19 protein-coding genes are annotated in these 23,181 nt (G+C 58.1%); 12 read left to right on the forward strand and 7 right to left on the reverse strand.

Annotated elements, in window-relative coordinates; all coding sequences use genetic code 11:
• Positions 1-9 precede the first annotated feature (9 nt).
• A complete protein-coding gene (locus GS605_RS06370; protein WP_171723402.1) occupies positions 10-1,473 on the forward strand; it encodes an ABC transporter permease in 1,464 nt (487 codons plus the stop codon).
• A gap of 93 nt (positions 1,474-1,566) precedes the next feature.
• Complete coding sequence (locus tag GS605_RS06375) at positions 1,567-3,654, forward strand: ABC transporter ATP-binding protein (protein WP_152457768.1); 2,088 nt, start codon at positions 1,567-1,569, stop codon at positions 3,652-3,654.
• Positions 3,655-3,773: 119 nt separating this feature from the next.
• Here GS605_RS06375 and GS605_RS06380 read toward each other — a convergent pair whose 3' ends face one another.
• The 3 genes from GS605_RS06380 to GS605_RS06390 all read right to left on the reverse strand — a co-directional run bounded on the left by GS605_RS06380 (position 3,774) and on the right by GS605_RS06390 (position 6,529).
• Positions 3,774-4,760, reverse strand: coding sequence for an MBL fold metallo-hydrolase (locus GS605_RS06380; protein ID WP_171723403.1), 987 nt, complete (start codon positions 4,758-4,760; stop codon positions 3,774-3,776).
• Positions 4,761-4,890: 130 nt separating this feature from the next.
• Positions 4,891-5,853, reverse strand: coding sequence for a LuxR C-terminal-related transcriptional regulator (locus GS605_RS06385; RefSeq protein WP_171632933.1), 963 nt, complete (start codon positions 5,851-5,853; stop codon positions 4,891-4,893).
• A 97-nt stretch (positions 5,854-5,950) separates the two neighbouring features.
• Positions 5,951-6,529 (reverse strand): lytic transglycosylase domain-containing protein, encoded by a 579-nt coding sequence (locus tag GS605_RS06390; protein ID WP_171632935.1) that lies wholly within the window; start codon positions 6,527-6,529, stop codon positions 5,951-5,953.
• A 203-nt stretch (positions 6,530-6,732) separates the two neighbouring features.
• Here GS605_RS06390 and ssb point away from each other — a divergent pair, with 203 nt between their 5' ends.
• Together ssb and GS605_RS06400 are read left to right on the forward strand one after the other, a co-directional pair.
• The gene (gene ssb, locus GS605_RS06395) at positions 6,733-7,221 is read left to right on the forward strand and encodes a single-stranded DNA-binding protein (RefSeq protein ID WP_171723404.1); all 489 of its coding nucleotides are present in this window, start codon (positions 6,733-6,735) and stop codon (positions 7,219-7,221) included.
• Positions 7,222-7,239: 18 nt separating this feature from the next.
• A complete protein-coding gene (locus tag GS605_RS06400; protein ID WP_171723405.1) occupies positions 7,240-8,310 on the forward strand; it encodes a site-2 protease family protein in 1,071 nt (356 codons plus the stop codon).
• 9 nt (positions 8,311-8,319) lie between these two features.
• On the opposite strand, the gene aroB is transcribed toward GS605_RS06400, so the two are convergent.
• On the reverse strand, positions 8,320-9,432 hold the full coding sequence (gene aroB, locus GS605_RS06405; protein WP_171723406.1) for a 3-dehydroquinate synthase: 1,113 nt from the start codon (positions 9,430-9,432) through the stop codon (positions 8,320-8,322).
• A complete protein-coding gene (locus GS605_RS06410) occupies positions 9,433-10,020 on the reverse strand; it encodes a shikimate kinase (RefSeq protein ID WP_171116289.1) in 588 nt (195 codons plus the stop codon).
• A 218-nt stretch (positions 10,021-10,238) separates the two neighbouring features.
• Between GS605_RS06410 and GS605_RS06415 the strand changes: the two genes are divergently transcribed.
• From GS605_RS06415 to GS605_RS06450, 8 genes are all read left to right on the forward strand, one after another.
• Entirely contained in the window at positions 10,239-11,759 is a 1,521-nt protein-coding gene (locus tag GS605_RS06415; protein WP_171723407.1) for a hypothetical protein, read from the forward strand.
• A gap of 2 nt (positions 11,760-11,761) precedes the next feature.
• Positions 11,762-12,718 (forward strand): site-specific tyrosine recombinase XerD, encoded by a 957-nt coding sequence (locus GS605_RS06420; RefSeq protein ID WP_171723408.1) that lies wholly within the window; start codon positions 11,762-11,764, stop codon positions 12,716-12,718.
• 63 nt (positions 12,719-12,781) lie between these two features.
• Positions 12,782-14,089 carry an HlyC/CorC family transporter gene (locus tag GS605_RS06425; protein WP_171723409.1) on the forward strand — a complete coding sequence of 436 codons (1,308 nt, stop codon included), beginning with the start codon at positions 12,782-12,784 and terminating at the stop codon, positions 14,087-14,089.
• Between the two features lie 414 nt (positions 14,090-14,503).
• Positions 14,504-16,921: an FAD-dependent oxidoreductase gene (locus GS605_RS06430; protein WP_171723410.1), complete on the forward strand. Its 2,418-nt coding sequence runs from the start codon at positions 14,504-14,506 to the stop codon at positions 16,919-16,921.
• Between the two features lie 31 nt (positions 16,922-16,952).
• Positions 16,953-17,552, forward strand: a complete 600-nt coding sequence (locus tag GS605_RS06435; protein WP_171632956.1) for an NTP transferase domain-containing protein — start codon at positions 16,953-16,955, stop codon at positions 17,550-17,552.
• Positions 17,553-18,302: 750 nt separating this feature from the next.
• Positions 18,303-19,739 carry a DegQ family serine endoprotease gene (locus GS605_RS06440; protein ID WP_171723411.1) on the forward strand — a complete coding sequence of 479 codons (1,437 nt, stop codon included), beginning with the start codon at positions 18,303-18,305 and terminating at the stop codon, positions 19,737-19,739.
• 180 nt (positions 19,740-19,919) lie between these two features.
• Positions 19,920-20,600, forward strand: a complete 681-nt coding sequence (locus GS605_RS06445; protein WP_152457754.1) for a response regulator transcription factor — start codon at positions 19,920-19,922, stop codon at positions 20,598-20,600.
• Positions 20,593-21,963, forward strand: coding sequence for an ATP-binding protein (locus GS605_RS06450; RefSeq protein ID WP_171723412.1), 1,371 nt, complete (start codon positions 20,593-20,595; stop codon positions 21,961-21,963). Before GS605_RS06445 ends, GS605_RS06450 begins: the two co-directional genes overlap by 8 nt.
• Here GS605_RS06450 and GS605_RS06455 read toward each other — a convergent pair.
• Both GS605_RS06455 and GS605_RS06460 read right to left on the reverse strand, forming a co-directional pair.
• Positions 21,960-22,427: a CYTH domain-containing protein gene (locus GS605_RS06455; RefSeq protein WP_171723413.1), complete on the reverse strand. Its 468-nt coding sequence runs from the start codon at positions 22,425-22,427 to the stop codon at positions 21,960-21,962. The genes GS605_RS06450 and GS605_RS06455 overlap by 4 nt on opposite strands.
• Positions 22,424-23,179: a ParA family protein gene (locus GS605_RS06460; protein WP_171723414.1), complete on the reverse strand. Its 756-nt coding sequence runs from the start codon at positions 23,177-23,179 to the stop codon at positions 22,424-22,426. Before GS605_RS06460 ends, GS605_RS06455 begins: the two co-directional genes overlap by 4 nt.
• Positions 23,180-23,181: the final 2 nt, after the last annotated feature.

A 23,181-nucleotide genomic window follows, 5' to 3' on the forward strand; every position in this document is an offset into this window, starting at 1 on the left:
GGTGAGATTATGGAACCACTAACCTGGACCGGCTCTATCGCCTTCCTGAACCCACTGCTGATGATCGCACTGGCAGCACTTTTCCTGTCGATCCTGGTCTGGATCATCGCCAGTATCTTTTTGCCTGAACAGCAGATTGTCGTGAACCCGGATGGATCCGTCAGTTCTGGCGGCGGTGTCCGTGGATTGATCCAGCTTGCGCTGCACTACAGTTTCCTTGCCAGCGTGGGATTGGCCGTGGCTTATCTGGTGCTGGGCATCCTGATGGGCACTGGCGCAGGGATCATCGGCGCAATTTCTCAGCAATTCCTGCCTGTATGGGTCGCGCTGATCATCATGTTCGCCATGTCCATCGCCTTCAAACGACGGTTGGGGTTGTACGGCAAACTGTATGACAGTCCCATCGGAATGATCGGCTTTGGCCTTGTGATGTTCTGGGTCTTTACTGGCATCTTCGGCGCTCTTGATCTGATCGTGACCCATGACCCGCTGACACAGATCTCTGGCATGAAGAACAAAGTGCCGGGAACGCCTCTGCCAAATCTGGAGGACGGCGAGTATGCCTGGTATCTTCTGGGCGGTGACAATCTGGCGCGTGACGTATTCAGCCGGATGGTCAAGGGGGCCTGGGTTGTGGTGCAAATTGCACCGCTGGCAACGATGTTCGCCTTCATGGTCGGCATTACGCTGGGGCTTCCCGCCGGTTACTATGGGGGCCGTTTTGATACATTCCTGTCCTTCCTCGCCAACCTGATCCTCGCCTTCCCGGTGATCCTGCTGTTCTACCTGCTGGTGACACCGGAGATCGTGGCGACCGGGGTGCCGAACTACATGGCGGCCGTACTGTTCGTGTTCCCGATCCTGTTCATCGGCGTATTGCTGAATTCACGCTATTACACGCGCCCGAATTTCCGTACACCGTTGCTGATCGGTGTTCTGGGTGTTGCGATCTGGCTGTATCTGTCGCTGATTTCGACCGGTGGCTACATCATCAATACCGACGCCTACCGGATCTGGGGCCTGCCGACCTATCTGGACCTGTTCGATATCCCCGGCGGTATTCTGGTGGTGTTCGTCTCGGTGGTCTTCGTCAACTCGCCCACGGTCTTCCGTATCGTGCGCGGCCTGGCGCTGGATATCAAAACCCGAGATTACGTGGCTGCAGCCCAGACACGCGGCGAGGGGCCGTGGTACATCATGCTTTGGGAAATCCTGCCCAACGCACGCGGCCCCCTGATCGTCGATTTCTGTCTGCGCATCGGTTACACCACCATTCTTCTGGGGACTTTGGGCTTCTTCGGACTGGGCCTTCCGCCGGAAAGCCCGGACTGGGGATCCACGATCAACGAGGGGCGCAAGCTGCTGTCGATCTACCTGCACCCTGCCCTTCCTCCTGCCTTTGCACTGCTGTCGCTGGTTCTTGGTCTGAACCTGCTGGCTGACGGTCTTCGCGAGGAAAGCCTGAAGGACTGATGTGATCGAGGCCGGGGGGCCAGCCCCCCGGACCCCCCGGGATATTTTTGGCCAGATGAAGGGGATCCCCGCATTTGGTGAGGAGTAAGCAAAATGAGCAAAATGGCGGATTATGACGGCCCGATCCTGGAGATCGACAAGCTGTCCATCTCATTCTTTACCCGCCTGCGGGAAATCCCCGCCGTTATGGATTTCTCGGTCAGCGTAGAGCCCGGTGAAGCCGTGGGGCTGGTTGGTGAATCCGGTTGTGGCAAATCAACCGTGGCACTGGGCGTTATGCAGGATCTTGGCAAGAACGGTCGCATCGTCGGAGGCACGATAAAGTTCAAGGGCCGCGATCTGGCAGAGATGTCGGCCGAAGAACTGCGCGACATTCGCGGCAATGAAATCGCGATGATCTATCAGGAGCCGATGGCATCGCTGAATCCGGCGATGAAGATCGGCAAACAATTGATGGAAGTGCCGATGATCCACGAGGGGGTAAGTCAGGAAGAGGCTTATTCCCGTGCGCTGGAAGTGGTGACGGACGTTCGCCTGCCAGACCCCGAACGGATGTTGAATTCGTTTCCGCACCAACTGTCGGGTGGTCAGCAGCAGCGGATCGTGATTGCGATGGCGCTGATGTCGAAACCGGCGCTGTTGATCCTGGACGAGCCGACAACGGCTCTGGACGTGACCGTCGAGGCCGCCGTGGTTGAACTGGTCAAGGATCTGGGCAAGAAATACGGCACCTCGATGTTGTTCATCTCGCACAATCTCGGGCTGGTTCTGGAAACCTGCGACCGTCTGTGCGTGATGTATTCGGGTGAAGCGGTCGAGCGTGGCTCGATCAAGGATGTGTTCGACGAGATGCAGCACCCTTATACACAGGCGCTGTTCCGTTCGATCCCGCTGCCGGGGGCTGACAAGAACACGCGTCCGCTGGTGGCTATTCCGGGGAACTTCCCATTGCCCCACGAGCGGCCTCCGGGTTGCAACTTCGGACCGCGCTGCGACTATTTCGAAGAGGGGCGCTGTGACGCGAAGGAAATCCTGATGGAGGCCGTTCCCGGAAATGACCGGCACCACACCCGCTGCCTTAAATTCCAGGAAATCGACTGGAACGCCCCACTTGCGCTGGCCGATCAGAAAGAAAAGGGTGAGATTGGCCGAACGGTTCTGAAAATGGACAACCTCAAGAAATATTACGAGGTTGCGGCAAATGCCTTGTTTGGCGGCGGTGAGAAGAAGGTTGTGAAGGCCAACGAAACGCTCAGCTTCGAGGCGCACGAATCCGAGACACTGGCCATCGTGGGGGAATCCGGCTGCGGCAAGTCGACCTTCGCCAAGGTGCTTATGGGATTGGAGACGGCCACAGACGGGCAGATCCTGCTGGACAACCGCAACATCGAACAGGTGCCCATCGAAGAACGCGATGCCAAGACGATCGGCGAAGTTCAGATGGTTTTCCAGAACCCGTTCGACACGCTGAATCCGTCGATGACCGTTGGCCGTCAGATCATCCGGGCGCTTGAAATCTTTGGTGTCGGAAACTCTGAAGCCGAGCGCAAGAAGCGGATGCTGGAATTGCTTGATCTGGTGAAGCTGCCGCGCGCCTTTGCAGACAGGATGCCGCGACAGCTGTCCGGTGGTCAGAAACAGCGCGTGGGTATCGCGCGCGCCTTTGCCGGCGATGCACGTATCGTTGTGGCGGACGAACCCGTCTCGGCGCTGGATGTGTCGGTTCAGGCTGCCGTGACGGATCTGTTGATGGAGATACAGCGACAGCACAAGACCACGCTGCTGTTCATCAGCCACGATCTGTCCATCGTGCGTTACCTCAGTGACCGGGTCATGGTGATGTATCTGGGCCATGTTGTGGAATTGGGCACCACGGATCAGGTCTTTGCCCCGCCCTATCACCCCTATACCGAGGCGTTGCTGAGTGCGGTTCCGATTGCGGATACCTCGATCGAAAAGCAGCATATCGTTCTGGAAGGCGATATTCCCTCGGCCATGAACCCGCCACCAGGCTGTCCGTTCCAGACGCGTTGCCGATGGAAATCCGAGGTGCCTGACGGTCGGTGCGAATCCCACGTGCCGCCGGTGCAGACGCTGGCGGATGGCCACCAGATCAAATGCCACCTGGCCGAAGATATTCTGGCCCGGATGGAGCCGGTGATCAAAGTCGCGGCGGAGTAAACCCGTTTCTGAACCTTGAGAAAGGGCCGGTCAGGAACCGGCCCTTTCTATTGGCGCCGCGGTTCGTGGGGAGACAGGCGGCGCTTGGGAGTGGCGTGAGTGGCGACCCCGGTAATTCGTCAGCCGGTCATGACGTTGTTGCCGAAATGCATGAATTCCTGGTTCATTCCTGCAATGCCACCGGCTTCAAGCAGAAGGCTGGCACTGTCGAGCATCTTGTAGCTCTGCTGCCCCTTCACCCAGTCGTCGGCAGATTGCAGAGTGGTCAGCGTGTAGGATGTGACCTCATTCAGGTAATGAGTGGGGATGATCACCTTGGGCTGGAGCTTGGATACGATGTCGTTGCCCTGATCGAAGCTGAGGATATGTTCCGAGCCATCAACCGGCAGCGTCAGAACATCCACCCGACCGATCGCGTCCCAGAACTCCTGTGGCGGGTTGTGGCGGTTGTCGCCCCAGATCAGCGTTCGAATGCCGCCGGTCTCGACCAGATAGACGACCATATCCATGTGGCCCACGTTGTTCGGCGGGCAGGCTTCCACACCGAACTCGGCCAGCGCATTGGTCCAGTCATACCATCCGGGCGCGACACAGGCGTGCTTGTCGGCAAAACCGGTGATCTTGATGTCTGCAAACTCGAACTTGCCCACCATGCGATCCAGCACCATGGTCGAACTTGGGCGTTCAATCGCATCGTGATCAAAATGGGCATGGGTCGACAGGGTGATATCCACCGGGATTTGCGGGAATTCGTTGCGGAACCAAAGCCCCCAAGCGCCCGACGGATCATCGCGCCAGGGATCAAACAGCACTGTTGCGCCATTGGGCGAGGTGATCTTGATCGCACAATGACCATAATAGTCGATGCCAACCGTCCCGGTGCTGGCCTGACCCGTTGCGCCTTGCAGATCTATCACGTGGTTGTTGTTGCCCGGCTGTAGCCACGCCTGAGACTGCGCCTGAGCCGGTCTCGCGCCCAGTACGGAAGCAGTCGCACCGACACCGGCAGCCCCCGCCGCCATAAAGAACGACCGGCGAGACAGCCCCGGCGCCAGGTCATCCTTGTCCCCGTTCAGGATGGTTGGTTTCAGATCTTTGCGATCCATTTTTGTGTACCTCTCTGTTGGACATATGCAGGTTTTCCGCACGTCCCAACCAAAGGTAACAAGCCAAGGCACCTTGGCTCAGACCGAAAAAATGGGGGCGGATTATGGGGGAAAACCCCATATTCCGTGTTCACGAAATCGAGAGCAAATGACTGCGCAGGTTCTTGCTGCGCCCTTCAAGGCCCAGCTTGCGGCGGATGTTGTTGCGGTGAAAATCGATTGTCGATGTTTCTCGGGACAGGGCCTTGGCGATGTCCTTGGTTGTTTTTCCAAACATGACCATCTGCGCAATCTCGATCTCGGTCGGGGTCATTGCTGCAAACGCATCCGTCAGTTTGTCCGACAATGAAGACGTGATCTCGTTCAGGTTCTTCTCGGCCAACTCAAGATAGACATACTGCGCTTCGTCCCCGGAAAGCTGCGTTCGAACCTTTTCCAGATAGGGCAGAACTCGGCCGCGCACCTGTTCGACAATTTCGTGATCGCGGTTTTTGCGTTCGTCATCCAGACTGGACAGCAGAACGCGCAGCGCCGTGTTGGTTTCCTGCAATTCACGGGTACGATCCGCGACACGGGTTTCAAGCTGCGCCAGTGTTTCGTTGAGTTTCTCTTCCAGCGCGCGGCGCAGGTAAACCTCTTGCAACAAAGCCAAATCCGACTCGACCATGCGTGCGAACTGCGCCAACCCTTCGCGGAACAACAAGGCACGCCGGTTCTGCTTTCGATCCAGAACACAAATCGTTCCGAACACCGATCCATCGGGCCATTTCAGCGGCAGGCCGATGTAAAATGTCATCCCATGTTCCAGATCGTCATTGTCGGCCCAATCCGGATCGCAGGCTGCATCCTCAACCACCAGTTCTCCGTCCCGTTGCAATACGCCCTGACAATAAAGTTTGGGATTCAACTGGAAACTCAAACCAACCGGATACGGGTTTTCGGGATGATCCGAGGTGATCAGCACCGCGTGATCCGGTGCGTCGGTTTTCATGATCAGGCTTGCGGGCACATCCGCCAATTCCGCGACCAGATCAACCAGTTGCTGCCAGTTAACCAGCGTTTCTTGCGGGATCTCAGGGTGGTCAACAGGCATCAGGCGGCCTCACCAGTTGCTGGACGATACCCTTTCAGGTTAGTTGGACTGGTTGCGTCGGATCAAGAACCGGACGTTCTGCGTCGCGGCATCGGGTTTAACCGCCCCAGATAACCTTCACGTAGTTCTGGGTTTCCTTGTATGGCGGTATGCCGCCATGCTTTTCCACCGCTTTTGGGCCAGCATTGTAGGCGGCCAAAGCCAGTGGCCAGGATTTGAACTTGCGATACTGCCAGGACAGGTATCTGGCCCCACCTTCGAGATTCTGCTTGGGGTCATGCGGGTTGACCCCCAAAAGCTCGGCGGTCTGAGGCATCAATTGCGCCAATCCCAGAGCACCCTTGTGAGACTTCGCGTGCGGGTTCCATCCGCTTTCCTGCTGAACAAGGCGCAGGAACAAGTCTTCGGGAATGTTGTGAAGGCGGGCAGCCTGTTTCGCCAGATCCAGATACTGGCCGCGATACTTGCCAGTATATCGCTTGCCGGTATGCGTACGGGATGTCTTGGGTTTCAACCGCGCGGAGTCGCGATACTGCGTCGCCGCACGGGAATCCAGAATCTTCGACTGCTTGAGGAAGATATCCTTGCGGCTTTTGGTAGACAGAGTTTGCGCCTGCACAGGCAAAACGGCCAGCACAAGGCAGACAACAGAAAACCCAGCAACCCAAGAACGCATCAATGCCTATCCTGCTCGATAAGAAACCAGTCGGATTATAGGTATTCCCACAAAAAATGAAAGCTTGGTAAAGACCAAAGTAAGACTCTTGCCCAACACTGTTGTATCTACTGTTTTCATCCATGATGCAGGCCGTATAGGGTCTCACGAAACAAGTCGCGCCAGATTCGGCGCACATACGCGAAAACAGAACGAGGAATTACATGGCGGGTTCAGTCAACAAGGTCATTCTGGTCGGAAATCTTGGCCGCGACCCCGAGGTCCGGTCGTTCCAGAACGGCGGAAAGGTTTGCAATCTACGCATTGCCACGTCAGAGACCTGGAAAGACCGCAACACGGGCGAACGCCGCGAACGCACGGAATGGCACTCGGTCGCCATCTTCTCGGAACCGCTGGCCCGTATTGCTGAGCAATATCTGCGTAAAGGCAGCAAGGTTTATATCGAAGGCCAGCTGGAAACCCGAAAATGGCAGGATCAGTCGGGGCAAGACCGTTATACAACCGAGGTTGTTCTGCGCCCCTACCGCGGTGAATTGACCTTGCTCGACAGCCGCGGCGAAGGCGGCGGCGGCGGCGGTGGTTACGGCGGCGGCCAGGCCGGTGGCAGCGGGTACGGAGACCCTTACGGCGGTCCGTCCAGTTCCCCGGCACCGGCATCGGGTGGCATCGACGACGACGAGATTCCGTTCTAGGAAATTCGGAGACACGACATGACATGGTCCTTTTCTCTCGGCCGATTGCTCGGGTCCGAACTGAGGGTCCATGTCACGTTTTTCCTGCTTCTGACCTGGGTGGGCTTTGCGGCCTATTCTGCCGGTGGCCTGCCGGCCGCCATAGACAACCTGTTGTTTGTTCTGGCCTTGTTTGCCTGTGTGGTCGCGCATGAATTCGGTCATGCCCTCATGGCGCGGCGCTTTGGAATCAAGACCCCAGACATAACATTGTTGCCGATCGGCGGGTTGGCCCGTCTTGAAAGGATGCCGGAAAAACCGATGCAAGAAGTGCTTGTGGCACTTGCAGGTCCGGCGGTGAACATCGTGATCTGGGTCATACTGGTCGCCTTCGGAGCAGGAGTGCCGATCGAGACGCTTTCCCAGATCGATTCACCGGGTATCGGGTTTCTGAACAGGCTGGCCTACATCAACCTGCTGCTGGCCGTATTCAACATGATCCCGGCCTTCCCCATGGACGGAGGGCGCGTTTTCCGCGCCCTTCTGTGCCTGCGCATGGATCGCGTCAAAGCAACACGCGTGGCTGCTGTCGGAGGTCAGATCGTTGCGGTGGGTCTGGGGTTTTTGGGGCTGAGTTCAGGCAACCCGTTTCTGGTGCTCATCGCCGTGTTCGTGTTCATCGCCGCCAACGCCGAAAGCCAGGAAGTCGCCCTGCGATCCGCAGCGCGCCGGGTTCTGGCGCGGGACGCGATGATCACGGAATTTCACGCGCTTTCCCCCGACGATACGCTGAGTACCGCGGCGCAAGCCGTGATCCACACCACTCAACACGAATTCCCTGTATTGGACTCAAGCCAGGCCCTGCTGGGATTCGTCACGCGTGAACGGCTGTTTGCTGCGCTGGCAAGTGACCAACCCAGATCTGCGCCCGCCACGTCGATCATGGACGCGGCGGTCCCCGCAGTTTCGCTTACCACCGGGCTCGAGACCGTTCTGGAGCACTTGCACAACGGCGCTCCGGCCATCGCTGTGGTCACTCGGGGTGGTCGCATGATGGGTTACATCACGCGCGAGAACATCGGTGAACTGATGGTCATTCAGGGGCGCTAGGCTTTTAGGTCAAGCCGTGGCAAGCGCATCCGACAGGACCGAAAGAACCGCATCTTTCGGCACATCTGAGGTCACGAACGCCTCTCCGATCCCACGCGCCAGAATAAACCGAAGCTGGCCATCCACGACTTTCTTGTCCTGTCCCATAAGATCCACCAGCGCCTCGGCGCTTGGCAATTCGCCCGGAATATCGGCCAGATCCGTCTTCATCCCCATCGCACGCAAATGCGCGCGCACCCGGCTTGGGTCCTCTTGCGAACACAAACCCAGCCGAGACGACAACTCAAACGCCAGCGCGCAGCCAATTGCCACACCTTCGCCATGCAGAAGGCGGTCAGAATACCCTGTTGCAGCTTCCAGGGCGTGGCAGAACGTGTGACCCAGATTGAGAAGAGCCCTGTCACCTTGTTCGGTTTCATCCCGCGCGACGATGTCGGCCTTCATTTGCACCGAGCGCGTCACCGCATGCACACGGGCCGCCATGTCACCCGAGGAAACGCTTGGCCCGTGCGCCTCAAGCCAATCAAAGAACTTTGCATCGCCAAGCAATCCGTATTTCACGACCTCGCCATAGCCCGACAAGAAGTCTCTTTGGGTCATGGTCCCCAGAACAGAGGTATCCGCCAGAACCAGCGAGGGTTGATGAAACGCGCCGATCAGGTTTTTGCCCTGTGGTGCGTTGATCCCGGTCTTTCCACCGACCGAACTGTCCACTTGCGCCAGCAATGACGTTGGAATCTGCACAAAGCGAACACCGCGCCGCAAAACCGCTGCTGCAAAGCCTGCCAGATCTCCGATGACGCCGCCCCCCAAGGCTACGACGACATCCCGGCGTTCGACTTTTTCTGCAAGCAGCCACTCGACGGCGCGCTCGAAATACGGCCAGCTTTTGGTTGCCTCTCCGGCGGGCAGCGCCAGTGCGGTCATCTCGATCCCCGCGGCATTCAGCCCGGCGCGCAGCGCCTCAAGATGCAGACCGGCCACGTTTTCATCCGTCAGAACCGCGACTTTTGGCCGGGCCAGAAGTGGTGATATCCAGCCCCCTGCCCGCGTCAGAAGATCCGGACCGATTTCAACATCATAGGATCGGTCACCCAGGTCCATATGTACTGTTTGGTGCATTTATTTGAGTTCCAAAACATCAGGGCGCGCCAACAGAGCGTCGACAACGCGGCCTACCATATTTTCGATCGAGGTCTCGCCATCCGAATCCACTGTCAGATCGGCCTGAGCATAAACCGGCACGCGGGCCTCGTAGAGGGATTTCAGCGTCGCATAAGGATCTGCCGTGCGGAGCAAAGGACGGGTGTCTTTGTGGCGCACACGGTTCCACAGAACATTCAGATCCGCGCGCAGCCAGACGGCAGCACCCTTTTCGGCGATGATGCGACGATTTTCCGGCTGGAGAAACGCCCCCCCACCCGTTGAAAGAATGCCTTTTTGTTCATCCAGCAAGCGCCCGATGACCTGCGATTCCTTGGTGCGAAAGAAAGGTTCGCCGTCACGCTCAAAGATTTCAGGAATGGTCATGTTGGCGGCTGATTCGATCTCGGCATCGCTGTCCAGAAACGGAACACCCAGACGTGCGGCCAACGCGCGCCCCACCGCAGTCTTGCCAGCCCCCATCATACCCACCAGAACCACGGTTTTGTGCAGATCAAAACCACCCTGTGTGTCTGTCGAATGTGTGTTATGCTTAATTTCGCTCATTTAAACGTGAATGACGTGATCTTGGAAAAAATGCCAGTTATAACTTGGCCAAAATCAAAAATTGAGGCAGCGTGGGGCCATGGGCCGACTGATCAAATTCCTGATATATGTTCTTTGCCTGGTATTCATTGGGCTGGTCGCCTACGCCTATGTTGGCCCATTCTTTGGCGCGGATTTTTCTGCGCCTCAAAGTGAAATCCGCGAACCGGTCGTATTGGATGTCAAGTAAACAGGCGTTGTTGGCGGTCTTTCTGGCGGGATCGGCACATGCGCAAACCCCGTTATCAGCGATCGAATGGCTTGCGGATCCACCAGAAAACCTGCCCGGAACCGTATTGCTGGAACCGCCGGTGGCACAGAACGGCGGATTGCCCGAAATTGAGGTCACGCCGCTTGAAGCGTTGTCGCAACCTTTGGGCTTGGTCGCATCATCCGTCACCGGGTTGCCCGTGGATTTGTGGCAAGGCAGCGATGCGAACCGGCTGGCGGAGCTGATCGCGAAGACGCCCGTTCGCGACAACCCGACCATGCAACGCCTGTTGTTTACATTGCTTCTGTCGGAAACCCGCGCACCGGCGGGCCCTGATGCGCAAGAGATTATGCTGCTGGCGCGGCTGGACCGTCTGATGCAACTGGGCGCGGCTGACCCCGTGCAATCGCTGGTTCAACTGGCCGGGCCGACCGATACACAGGATCGGTTTCAGCGTTGGTTTGACGCAACGCTGCTGACCGGTGATGAGGATCGCAGTTGCACCGCCCTTATCGCCGATCCGCACCTGTCAAAGAACTACGCCGCGCAAGTGTTCTGCAAAGCCCGACGCGGAGATTGGGCATCGGCAGCGTTGACGCTTGAGGCAGCGCATGCCCTGAACATCCTGCCGCCGGCAGAGCTGGCGGTTCTGGATCGTTTTCTAAGCCCTGAACTCTATGAAGGCGCGGCTTATCTGCCCCAACCTGAAAACCCGGATCCATTGAGTTTCCGACTGTTCGAAGCGATCGGAGAACGGCTTCCTTCCGCCTCGTTGCCACGCGCTTTCGCCAACGCGGATCTTCGGGATGTGGCCGGATGGAAAGCGCAGATCGAAGCCGCCGAACGGCTTACACGCATTGGCGCTTTGACGCCCAATCAACTGCTTGGACTTTATACCGAAAGGTCCCCGGCAGCGTCCGGCACAGTTTGGGACAGGGTCGCAGCCATCCAACGATTTGAAAGCGCGCTGGATACGCGAAACGCTGAAGCCATCGGAAAAACGCTGCCGACGGTCTGGCAGCAGATGCGCAGCGTCGGGCTTGAAGTGCCCTTCGCCGAATTGTTCGCCGAGCGTCTGTCAAAGGTTTCGCTGTCGGTGCCGGCGACTGAAAACCTGCGCTGGCGCATTCTGATGCTGTCTGGCCTGTACGAACAGGCTGCACAATCAGCGCCGAACAACTCGATCGATACCCTGTTTCTTGCGGCGCTGGCGCAGGGTGATCCGGGGCGGGCGGTTTCTCCTTCTCCGTTGGCCGACGCGGTTTCTCAGGGGTTTGCATGGGCGGCACCCGTACCCAACGACATCGACGCCTTGCTGGACAATGGTCAACTTGGTGAAGCCATACTGGAAGCCATGCAGTTGTTTGCGCATGGTGCACGGGGCAATCTGGTGGATCTGACCGCAGCAATCGCAACCTTCCGACGCGTGGGCCTGGAAGACACCGCGCGGCGTGCCGCGCTGAGCCTGTTGATCCTGCAAGAGCGCTGAAGATGGCTATTCCGGCGACAAATGAGCTATGGATTTCGACTTTTCTACAGGCCCAGGCAGCGGAACTTGGCGCGGCGACAAATACCTTGCTGGCCTATGGTCGCGATCTGAAAGACTTTGCATCCTGGTTGCAGCACAGGGGATCCGGATTCGATCAGGCAGATCGTGATCAGATCGAGGCCTATCTGATCGACTGCCAGGCACAGGGCTTGTCACGTTCCACCCGCGCGCGGCGATTGTCGGCGATAAAACAGCTGTACCGCTTTGCATTCGAGGAAGGCTGGAGCGAGACGAACCCCGCCATTCAGATCAAAGGTCCGGGGCGGCAGAAGCGACTGCCCAAAACGCTGGACGTGCCCGAAGTCGACCGTCTTCTGGCAGCCGCCCGACAAACCGGGCGCAGCAAGGGCGATCGCATACGCAATACCTGTTTGATGGAAGTTCTGTACGCCACCGGGATGCGTGTGACCGAACTTGTGTCCCTGCCCGTTTCCTCGGCCCGTGGCGATCCCCGTATGTTGCTGGTGATGGGCAAAGGCGGCAAGGAACGCATGGTACCCCTGTCCCCACCGGCGCGGGATGCTTTGGCTGCCTGGTTGATCGCGCGGGACCAAGCCGAAGACCAGACCGTCGAGAAAGGCGGTCAAATATCCCGTTTTCTGTTTCCGTCGCGCGGCAAATCCGGCCACCTGACGCGGCACAGATTCTTTCTGCTGGTCAAGGAACTGGCCGTTCAGGGTGGCGTTTCACCCGAGAAAGTCACCCCGCATACCCTGCGCCACGCCTTTGCCACGCATCTGCTGGCCAACGGCGCGGATCTGCGTTCGATCCAGACCTTGTTGGGTCATGCCGACGTTGCAACGACCGAGATTTATACTCATGTTCTGGATGAACGGCTGTCGGAACTGGTGTTGCAACACCACCCGCTGAGCAAAGACCCTGACGAAGACCGGGGCTAAGCCCTTGATCCAGCAGCGCGGCATCCCCATAACGGATGCGTCACCCTAACCCACCAAGGACCAATGGAACCCTCATCTTCTCTGATCGACAGCACATTCTGGATTACGTCAGGCGCGATCCTCTTGTTGCTCGTTTTGTCCGGCTTTTTCTCGGGTTCGGAAACGGCGCTTACAGCTTCGTCTCGCGGAAAACTGCGGGCGCAGGCCGACAAGGGATCACGGGGCGCAAAAAAGGCGCTGGAAATCACCGATGACAATGAACGCCTGATCGGCTCGGTTCTTCTGGGCAACAACCTTGTCAACATCCTGGCCGCCTCGCTGGCGACGGCCTTGTTCACCCGTTTATTCGGCGAAAGCGGTGTGGCGTTGGCGACCCTGGTCATGACTTTGCTGGTGCTGATCTTTGCCGAAGTGCTACCAAAGACCTACGCCATCACCAATTCCGAAAAGGCCGCGGCGGCTGTTGCCCCGATCATCAGCGTCGTCGTGACAGTGTTTTCACCCATTGTGGCGGCGGTGCGGCTGCTGGTGCGCAGTGTGTTGCGCCTGTTCGGCGTGCAGATCGATCCCGACAGCAACATTCTGGCTGTACGCGAAGAGATTGCCGGCGCCTTGCAACTTGGTCATTCCGAAGGCGTGGTCGAAAAGGAAGACCGCGACCGCATCTTGGGTGCGCTGGATCTGGGCGACCGGACGGTGGAAGAGATCATGCTGCACCGATCGAATATCGAGATGATCGACGCCAATGCCGCCCCAGAGGAAATCCTGAAACAATGTCTGCAAAGCCCCCACACCCGTCTGCCTGTGTTCCGGGACGAGCCGGAAAACATCGTGGGTGTTGTCCACGCCAAGGACCTCTTTCGCGCCATGTATGCGCAGGCAGGCAGCAGCGACGGCGGGACCGACCGTTTGGCAAGCTTTGACATCGGAAAGGTGGCAAACGACCCTTACTTTGTGCCCGAAACCACGACGCTGGACGACCAGATGCGGGAATTCCTGCGGATGCACAGCCATTTTGCATTGGTTGTGGATGAATATGGGTCACTGCGAGGCCTGATCACGCTTGAAGACATTCTTGAAGAAATCGTGGGCGAGATCGCCGATGAGTTCGACATAGACGAAGAGGTGCCGGTAATGCGCACCGAAGATGGCCAGTATCTGGTTGAAGGATCCATGACGATCCGGGATGCCAACAGGGCGCTGGACTGGTCTCTGCCGGATGACGAGGCGAACACGCTGGCCGGTCTGGTGATTCACGAGGCCCAGATGATCCCTGACGTCGGTCAGGTGTTTTCGTTCCACGGTTTCCGGTTCGAGGTCACGGCGCGTGAAGGCAACCGTATCACGGGACTGAAAGTGCGCCCCCTGTAGCGCCTGCGATTTTTCTGAAATGTTCCGCGCGTTGCCCAAGTGCCTGCCGTCAACTGAACGACCCAATTGCACTGAACCGGGCCCGGATATTCCGATCATCGCACAGTTCGACCCAAGCACGGAGCTGGGCGAGATGGGCCAGTTTGATCACCCCGACTTTGTTTCAGCTGTGCAGTAAAGTGGAAAAGCAGCCTTCAAGGCCGAAAAACCACCGGGCGATGTCGTGCTGAACGAGGCGCAGACCGCCTGTTTGTTTGCCCTCGGCTACAGGATTTGACGACATTGGCTGCGCGAGAAGGCTGTGCAAATCCAAAGCTGGTGCAATAGATGACATGCGACACTTGTTGTCGCTAACAGACGAGTAATATCCCCATCGGCTCTACAGTTTTTTCCAAAGTCATGGGGAGGAACACTGTGAAAACCACCTGTCAGGTTGCCGTCATCGGGGGCGGCGTCGTCGGATGCTCGGTGCTCTATCACCTGACCAAGCTGGGCTGGTCCGACGTGATGCTGCTGGAGAGGTCGGAACTGACCAGCGGATCGACATGGCACGCGGCGGGCGGGTTTCATACGCTCAACGGCGACACCAACATGGCCGCGCTGCAGGGCTATACCATCCGGCTGTATAAAGAGCTGGAAGAGATCACCGGCATGTCCTGCGGGCTGCACCATGTAGGCGGCATCACGCTGGCCGACAATCAGGACCGGTTCGACATGCTGCTGGCCGAACGCGCCAAGCACCGCTTCATGGGGCTGGAAACCGAGATCGTCGGCCCCGACGAGATCAAGAAGATCGCCCCCATCGCCAACACCGACGGCATCATCGGTGCGCTTTATGACCCTCTGGACGGGCACCTCGACCCCTCGGGCACGACCCATGCCTATGCCAAGGCCGCGCGCATGGGCGGCGCCACGATCGAGACCCACTGCATGGTGCGCGAGACCAACCAGCACCCCGACGGTACATGGGACGTGGTCACCGACAAGGGCACCATCCATGCCGAGCATATCGTCAACGCCGGCGGCCTCTGGGCGCGCGAGGTGGGCGCGATGGCGGGCATCTACTTCCCGCTGCACCCGATGGAGCATCAATACCTCGTCACCGACAACATCCCTCAGATCGAGGCGATCATCGACGCGGGCGGCGAACATCCGCACGTCATGGACCCGGCCGGTGAAAGTTATTTGCGGCAAGAAGGGCGCGGCCTGTGCATCGGGTTCTACGAACAGCCCTGCAAGCCCTGGGCCGTGGACGGCACACCGTGGGAGTTCGGGCACGAGCTGCTGCCTGATGATTTCGACAAGATCACCGACTCGATCGAGTTCGCCTATCGCCGCTTCCCGGTTCTGGCCGAGGCCGGGGTGAAATCGGTAATCCACGGCCCCTTCACCTTTGCCCCCGACGGCAATCCGCTGGTCGGACCAGTGCCCGGCGTGCGCAACTACTGGTCGGCCTGCGGCGTGATGGCCGGCTTCAGCCAGGGCGGCGGCGTCGGCCTGACGCTGGCGCAATGGATGATCGAGGGCGAGCCCGAGCGCGACGTCTTTGCCATGGACGTCGCCCGCTTCGGCGACTGGATCACCCCCGGCTACACCCGCCCCAAGGTGATCGAGAACTATCAGAAACGCTTCTCTGTCGCCTACCCGAACGAAGAACTGCCCGCCGCGCGGCCCAACCGCACCACGCCGATGTATGACATCTTCAGCGATCTGGGCGCGGTCTGGGGCCAGCAATACGGGCTCGAGGTGCCGAACTATTTCGCGCAGGAGGACGAGCCGACCTATGAAACCCCCTCCTTCCGCCGCTCGGACGCCTTCGCGGCAACGGGCCGCGAGGTGCGCGCCGTGCGCGAGGGCGTCGGCATCAACGAGGTGCACAATTTCGGCAAATACCTTGTGACAGGCCCCCGCGCCCGCGACTGGCTGGATCGGATCATGACCGGGCGCATCCCCAAGCCGGGCCGCCTGTCGCTGACGCCGATGCTGTCGCCCAAGGGCAAGCTGATCGGGGATTTCACCGTGTCGTGCCTGGGCGAGGAGGAATTCCAGCTCACCGCCTCATATGGTGCGCAGAATTTCCACATGCGCTGGTTCCGGCAGCATCAGGAAGACGGCATAACCATCGAGAATATCAGCGACAAACGCAACGGGTTCCAGATTGCAGGCCCCAATGCCCGCGAGGTTCTGGCTGCCTGCACCCGCGCCGATATCAGCGACATGCGCTTCATGGACGTGCGCCGCATGGTCGTCGGCATGACCGACTGCATCGTGCAGCGGGTCAGCTATTCCGGCGACCTGGGGTTCGAGATCTACTGCGATCCGATGGCGCAGCGGCAGCTGTGGTGGACGCTTTGGCAGGCCGGCCAACCGCACGGCATCACCCCCTTCGGCATGCGCGCGATGATGAGCCTGCGGCTGGACAAGTTCTTCGGCTCGTGGATGCGCGAATTCTCACCCGACTATACCCCCGCCGAAACCGGGCTGGATCGCTTCATCGCCTTTGGCAAGGACGCCGATTTCATCGGCCGCGCCGCCGCCGAGGCGGAACGTGCCAACGGCCCCGCGCGCAGGCTGGTGGCCTTCGAAGTCGATGCAGTCGATGCTGACGTGAACGCCTATGAACCGATCTGGCTGGACGGCAAGGTTGTGGGCTTTTGCACCTCGGGCGGTTATTCGCATTATGCCCGCAAGTCCGTCGCCATCGGTTTTCTGCCAACCGAACGCGCAGCAGATGGGCTTGCAACGAAGATCGAAATACTGGGCCAGATGCGCAAGGCAAAGGTCATCTCGACACCCTTGTTTGACGCAGATGGCGCCCGAATGAGGGGATGACTCGGGCTCGGGCTGACGGCATTGTGCTGAAATGACTGAAATACCCATTATCCTTCTGGCGGCTGGCCAATCCAGCCGCATGGGCGGCATCGACAAATTGATGCAGCCGATCAACGGCATCCCGTTGATCGCCCGCTCTGCAAGCGTGGCCTGCGCCGTGGGACCTGTGATCGTCGCCCTGCCCCCTGAACCAAATCCAAGATATGGCGCGCTTGATGGCATGGATGTTCAGATCGTTCCGGTCCGGGATGCGGCAGAAGGCATGAACGCCAGTTTGCGCGCCGCGATCCAAAACCTGCCACCTGATGCACCCGCCGCGATGGTTTTTCTGGCTGATCTGCCCGATCTGACAGAAGCTGACCTGGCAGCAATCCTGAAAGCGCGAGAAACCCATCCCGACAACCTGATCTGGCGTGGGACGACCGAGGAAGGAAAGCCCGGTCATCCGGTGGTGTTTGACAGATCCCTTTTTGATCAACTGTCACAATTGCAGGGGGACGACGGTGCCCAGAAGATCGTGCGAAAGCATCAAAACAGTGTTCATCTGCATCCCCTGCCCGGCCGAAACGCACTGTTGGATCTGGATACCCCGGGTGACTGGAAGGCCTGGAGCAAAAAACATGCCCCCTGAACAAACACGGCCCGGTCTTATCGACCGGGCCGGTGCCCAAAACAGGACTACCACTTTGCTCAATCTCCAAAGCGCGGCCAGTGTGCTTTCAGAAACACCCCGGCTCTCAAACAGCCAAACCTAAACAAGACCCCCTCGTTAACACGCCGTTATCACTTTTGGTGATCGAGTTAGCCGCCAGCGCCCCCTAGCGCTTTTGGCTCCCCTCACTTGGGCACCTTCATCCTCACTTATCCGATCGTTCGAAACAACGTAAAATTGGAAGGAAGGGTTAATTTGGGTCTTGTTCAAATGGCTTTTACGCAACATCGCGACAACCAGAAATCAACTTAAAGGCGATAGACTGTTTTCACAAGAGGTAGCGATTCGTGATTAAGCGCAAACTTATTAGCCAATATCCGTAATCATCAACAATTTTATTGTGTCAAGCCATGTCTCAACCAAACCCACCCACAACCATTGGAAGAGCAGTTCTTTTCCCCATCATTTGGAAGGATGATTGTCAACAAAACAAAACAAATTCAATGTTTTTGAAAGTTTGACGCAATTTTTAGCAACAATCCTCCGATTCGCTGCGGTCTTGGTCGGTGAATTTCCGCGAATCCCGATTGAAGTCGACCGCAAGCCAACACCGACTTTGTGGCAAAATTAAGATTTATTAATTGATCAGTCAGGAAACGCCAATTCTGAGCATGCATCTGTTGTCTCAACGCGCAGCCGCAACTGCGCGACGATAATCAGGAGACACAAATGAGCATCCGCAAATCCTCGCTTTTACTTCCCCGCACTTCCAACTGGGTCGGTGTCAGTGCGCTCGGCGCGGCCCTACTGGCAACGACGGCTATCCCTTCCATGGCGGACGAGGCATTGGCTGACCTGGTTGAGACCGTTTCACCGTCGGTCGTAACCATCATCGCTGAACAAGACGCAGTGCCGACCCCAGCCCAGGGGCAGAACTTTGACTTCGAAGGACACCCGTTTGGTGAATTCTTCAAACGCTTCGGCGGCCCCGAAGGGTTCAACATGCCGCAACGCGGCCCGTCTCAGGGCCTGGGTTCGGGATTTGTTCTGGACGAAGCCGGATACATTGTCACCAATCACCATGTCGTCGACAATGCCTCGACCGTGACCGTAAGGCTCAGCGATGACCGTACCTTCGACGCCGAAGTGGTCGGAACGGACCCGCTGACGGATATCGCGGTTCTGAAAATCGACGCGGGAACTGACCTGCAAGCCGTAGAGCTTGGCGACAGTGATGAAATCCGCGTAGGTGAAGACGTGGTCGCCATCGGCAACCCCTTCGGCCTCAGCTCGACCGTGACCACGGGCATCGTTTCGGCAAAAGGCCGCAACATCTCGGAAGGCCCTTATGCCGAGTTCATCCAGACGGATGCAGCGATCAACAAGGGCAACTCGGGCGGCCCCCTGTTCAACATGGATGGCGAAGTGGTCGGTGTGAACTCGGCCATCTATTCGCCCAGCGGTGGTTCGGTGGGGCTTGGATTTGCCGTCACGTCGAACATCGTTGAACACATCGCGGCCGATCTGCGGGATGACGGACAGGTGAGCCGCGGTTGGCTGGGCGTGTCGATCCAGAACGTAAGCCCACAACTTGCGGCAGCGTTGGGAATCGAGGCTTCCTCGGGCGCGCTGGTGTCTGACGTGGTTGCGGGCAGCCCGGCAGACGGCGCCCTGAAGCAGGGAGACGTTATCCTGACCTTCAACGACGATGCCGTGGAATCCAGCGGTGACCTTCCCATCCTTGTGGGTACGACCAAGGTCGGCACCGACAGCACTCTGACCGTTTTGCGTGACGGCAAGATGGAAACGGTGACCTTGACGGTTGGCCAGCATCAGGCCGCATCGGCCGAGGCCGACAAGCCGGTCGAGGCGGAAATTGCGGGAACAACACTGGGTGTGACCGTGGCCCCCCTGACCGAAGCGGTTCGGGCAGAAACCGGTGTTGCTGAAACCGTCCAGGGCGTCGTCGTCACCGACCTGAAGCCCGACAGCCCAGCGGCAAAGGCCGGCTTGCAACGCGGCGATGTGATCGTCAAGCTCGGCAATCAGGACACTGTCACTCCGGACGCGCTGAAATCTGCGCTGGACAGTGAGAAAACCGATCCTGCGCTGGTGCTGATCAACCGTGGCGGCAGCCAGATTTTTGTCGCGGTCGAACTGGCCTGACCTTGAACATGCGTGCGCCGCTTGATGGGGATTTTCGGCGCACGCCTCACCCGGCGGATCAGAGTTGTCCACTATCCACCGGGCTTGCCGGGTGCCGGCCCAGCACCCGGCAAGAACTTCTTCTAACCATATGCTTTAGTTAAAATTTGTGTTTAAATATCAAAAGAAAGGATCCCGACCATGAGCCGCCGTCTGTTGATCGTCGAAGATGATGCTGACACCAGGGACTTCATCGCCAAAGGTTTTGGCGAAGAGGGGTATGTGGTCGAAACCGCCGCTGACGGTCGTGAGGGGTTGTACCATGCCACGGACGGTGGGTTTGACGCCATTGTTCTTGACAGGATGCTGCCCGGTCTGGATGGGCTGTCGCTGATCAAGTCAATGCGGGCCGCCGGTTTGAAAACCCCGGTTTTGATGCTGACGGCGATGAGCGCTGTGGACGAAAGGGTCAAAGGACTGCGCTCGGGCGCTGACGACTACCTGGTCAAGCCTTTTTCGTTTCAGGAGTTGCACGCCAGAATCGAAGCCCTTTTGCGTCGCCCTCAGGAATCCGAAGAGACGCCGACATTGACTTGCAAAGACCTTCAGATGGACTTGTTGACTCGCAAAGTCACACGCGACGGGCACGAGATCACTCTGACACCGCGTGAGTTTCAGATTCTCGAATTTTTCCTGCGCCGCAAAAACCGTGTGGTGTCGCGCACCATGTTGCTTGAAGGGGTTTGGGATTATCATTTTGACCCGAACACCAACGTCGTGGACGTGCATATTTCGAAGTTGCGACGCCAGTTGGACGAAGGCGGTGACGCGCCGTTGATTGAAACCGTCCGCGGAGCGGGTTACATGATGTCCGATGGATAACCTTCGGCTTTCCCTGAACAATTCCCGCACAAGGTTGGTCGCGACCAGCATGTTTCTGAGCACGATTCTGACGGCGTCAGTGCTCGCCATCGTCTATGTGACCGCCAACCGAAGTATCGAGGCCGAAACCCGCTCGGTCGTGTCAGCCGAGTTGACGGGGCTTGCGGATGAATACGAAAGGCGTGGGCTGATAGGTTTGATCACTGCAATTGAGCGCCGTTTGCCAAGTGCCGCCGAGCGGGATGCGCTTTACCTTTTGACAGACAGGTTGGGGGTCAAACTTGTCGGCAATCTCAAGACCTGGCCGGTGAACATTGCTGCCGGAAGCGGTTGGGTGGACTTGGAATTGCGCCGGGCCGACAACGATCAGCTTGTGCCCGTTTCAGCCGCATCCATCCGCCTGCCGGGCGGCGAGCGCCTGCTGGTCGGGCGGGATGCAGCGTCGCGCCAGCAATTCGACAGGGTACTGTTTCGCTCGGTTGCGCTGGCGCTTGGGATAGCTTTGTTTTTGAGTGTCATCACCGGCTGGTTGTTCACGCGTTTGGTGTTTTCACGCCTTTCGGATATCGCCAGTACGGCCGAGAATATCGTTTCAGGCGACCTTTCAAAACGGATGCCGCTGCGCGGAACCGGAGACGAATTCGATCAGGTTTCAGGCACATTGAACAACATGCTTGACCGGATCGAGGAGTTGATAAGCAACCTTCGGACCACATCTAATTCAATTGCTCATGATCTCCGCTCACCTTTGTCTCGTCTGCGGCAAAGGGTCGAGGCCCTCTCTGAACCCGACAAAAGCGACTTGGATCGCGAGATCGACATTGCGCGGGCGACGGGTGAAATCGATCACGTCCTGCGGGTTCTGGGGCAGCTCACTGAAATCTCTCGGGCCGAGGCCGGCCTGGGGCGCGAGCAATTCGAAACCATCGATTTGCAGCAACTTGTTGGTGATGTTGTCGAGCTTTATGACCCGGTGGCCGCCGATCAAGGCGTGCAGCTTGAAGTCAAAGGTTCCGCCCCTGCCATTCAAGGGCACCGGCCCCTTCTGTCGCAAGCTCTTTCCAATCTGTTGGAAAACGCAATGCGTTACGCGCCGGAACATACTGCAATCACGATTTCGATCGGTACTCGCGACGGTTTCACCCAACTGAGCGTCAGGGATCGTGGCCCCGGCGTACCGCCTAAAGAACTGGATCGCCTTCAGCTTCCCTTCGTGACACTTGACCCCGCGCGGACGGAACGGAATGCGGGTTTGGGCCTGGCTCTGGTGGCCGCAATCTCACATATGCACGGCGGAAAATTTGCCGCCCGGAACTGCGACCCCGGGCTGGAAACCACGATCAATCTGGCACAACTGCGTTAATCCGGAACACCGTATATCGCCATGGTCTTGTTCTTGTATCGCGTGTCGGCGGTGACATCCGCACCGAACCAATCCGGTGGCACGTATGCTTTGGCCTGCTCCTCCGAAGTGAACTCTACCTCGACCAAGCGTAGCGGCGCCAGATCACCTGAAAAGACGTCCAGCTCGAACAGCAAGCCATCCGGCAAATGGCCGGTGTAGCGCTCTTTTTCCACCCTGCGCCCTTCTGTTTCCGGCCAGAAGGTTTCGAACTGATCCGCAGTTATCTCAGCCTCTCGCTCTAACCGGACCAGGCCACCAACCCCTTTCAAGGTCAGGAAATACGCATCGTTCTTTTGCCTCAGCCGCAGCTCGGTGGAATCGTCGGGGGCCGTCAGATAACCCTGTCTTACGACGGCCTTTTTCGCTTTGCTCAGGTCCGGCAGGCTTGAAACCAGAAACTTGCGCTCGATTTCCTTGCTCATTGGTTCGAAATCACTCCGTTTTCCAGCTCTTCAAACAGCGCCCTGTAAGACGCACAGGCCGCACTGCGCCCGGCATAAGTACAGACCGGGGCACGATTCTGACCCATCTTTTCAATATCCGCAGCGAAAGGAACCACCGTCCGCAAAAAGCGTTTCGGATACAGCTTGCGCATCGCCTTCATGGTTTCCTGATGCAAAACCTTCCGGTGTTGCACCATCGAAAAAAAGGCGCGCAGCTTTTTCTTGCGCAGCTTGTGTTGTTCAAAAAAGCTCACCAACTGATCGAAACTCCGCTCGGACAGGGTTGTCGGCATGACCGGCACAACGATTTCATCGGCAGCCTTGAAGACATTTTCAGACAAAGTCGAAAAGTTGGGCGGGCAATCCAGAACGATCACGTCATAGTCGCTGCCCGCGGCCATCAAAGCTTTTTTCAGCCGCGAGCGTTTGTATCGCATCCGCGACAGGAACACGTCGAAGTCGCGGAAGGTCAGGTTCGCCGGCAGAACGTCCAGCCCTTCGAAATCGCTGGCCCGGATCGCCTTGATAAACCGCTCCACATCCTCGAAAAACCGCGCATCCTTCAGCTTTTTTGATGGCTTCACACGAAAGTAGAACCCTGAAGCGCCCTGGGGGTCGAGATCGCACAACAGCACCTGTTGCCCCGCCTGCGCATAGGAATAAGCCAGATTCACCGAAGTAGCGGTTTTGCCGACACCGCCCTTGTTGCTGTAACAGGCAATGATCTTCATTC

This window comes from Ruegeria sp. HKCCD7559 (genome assembly GCF_013110575.1).
Taxonomy (GTDB): domain Bacteria; phylum Pseudomonadota; class Alphaproteobacteria; order Rhodobacterales; family Rhodobacteraceae; genus Ruegeria.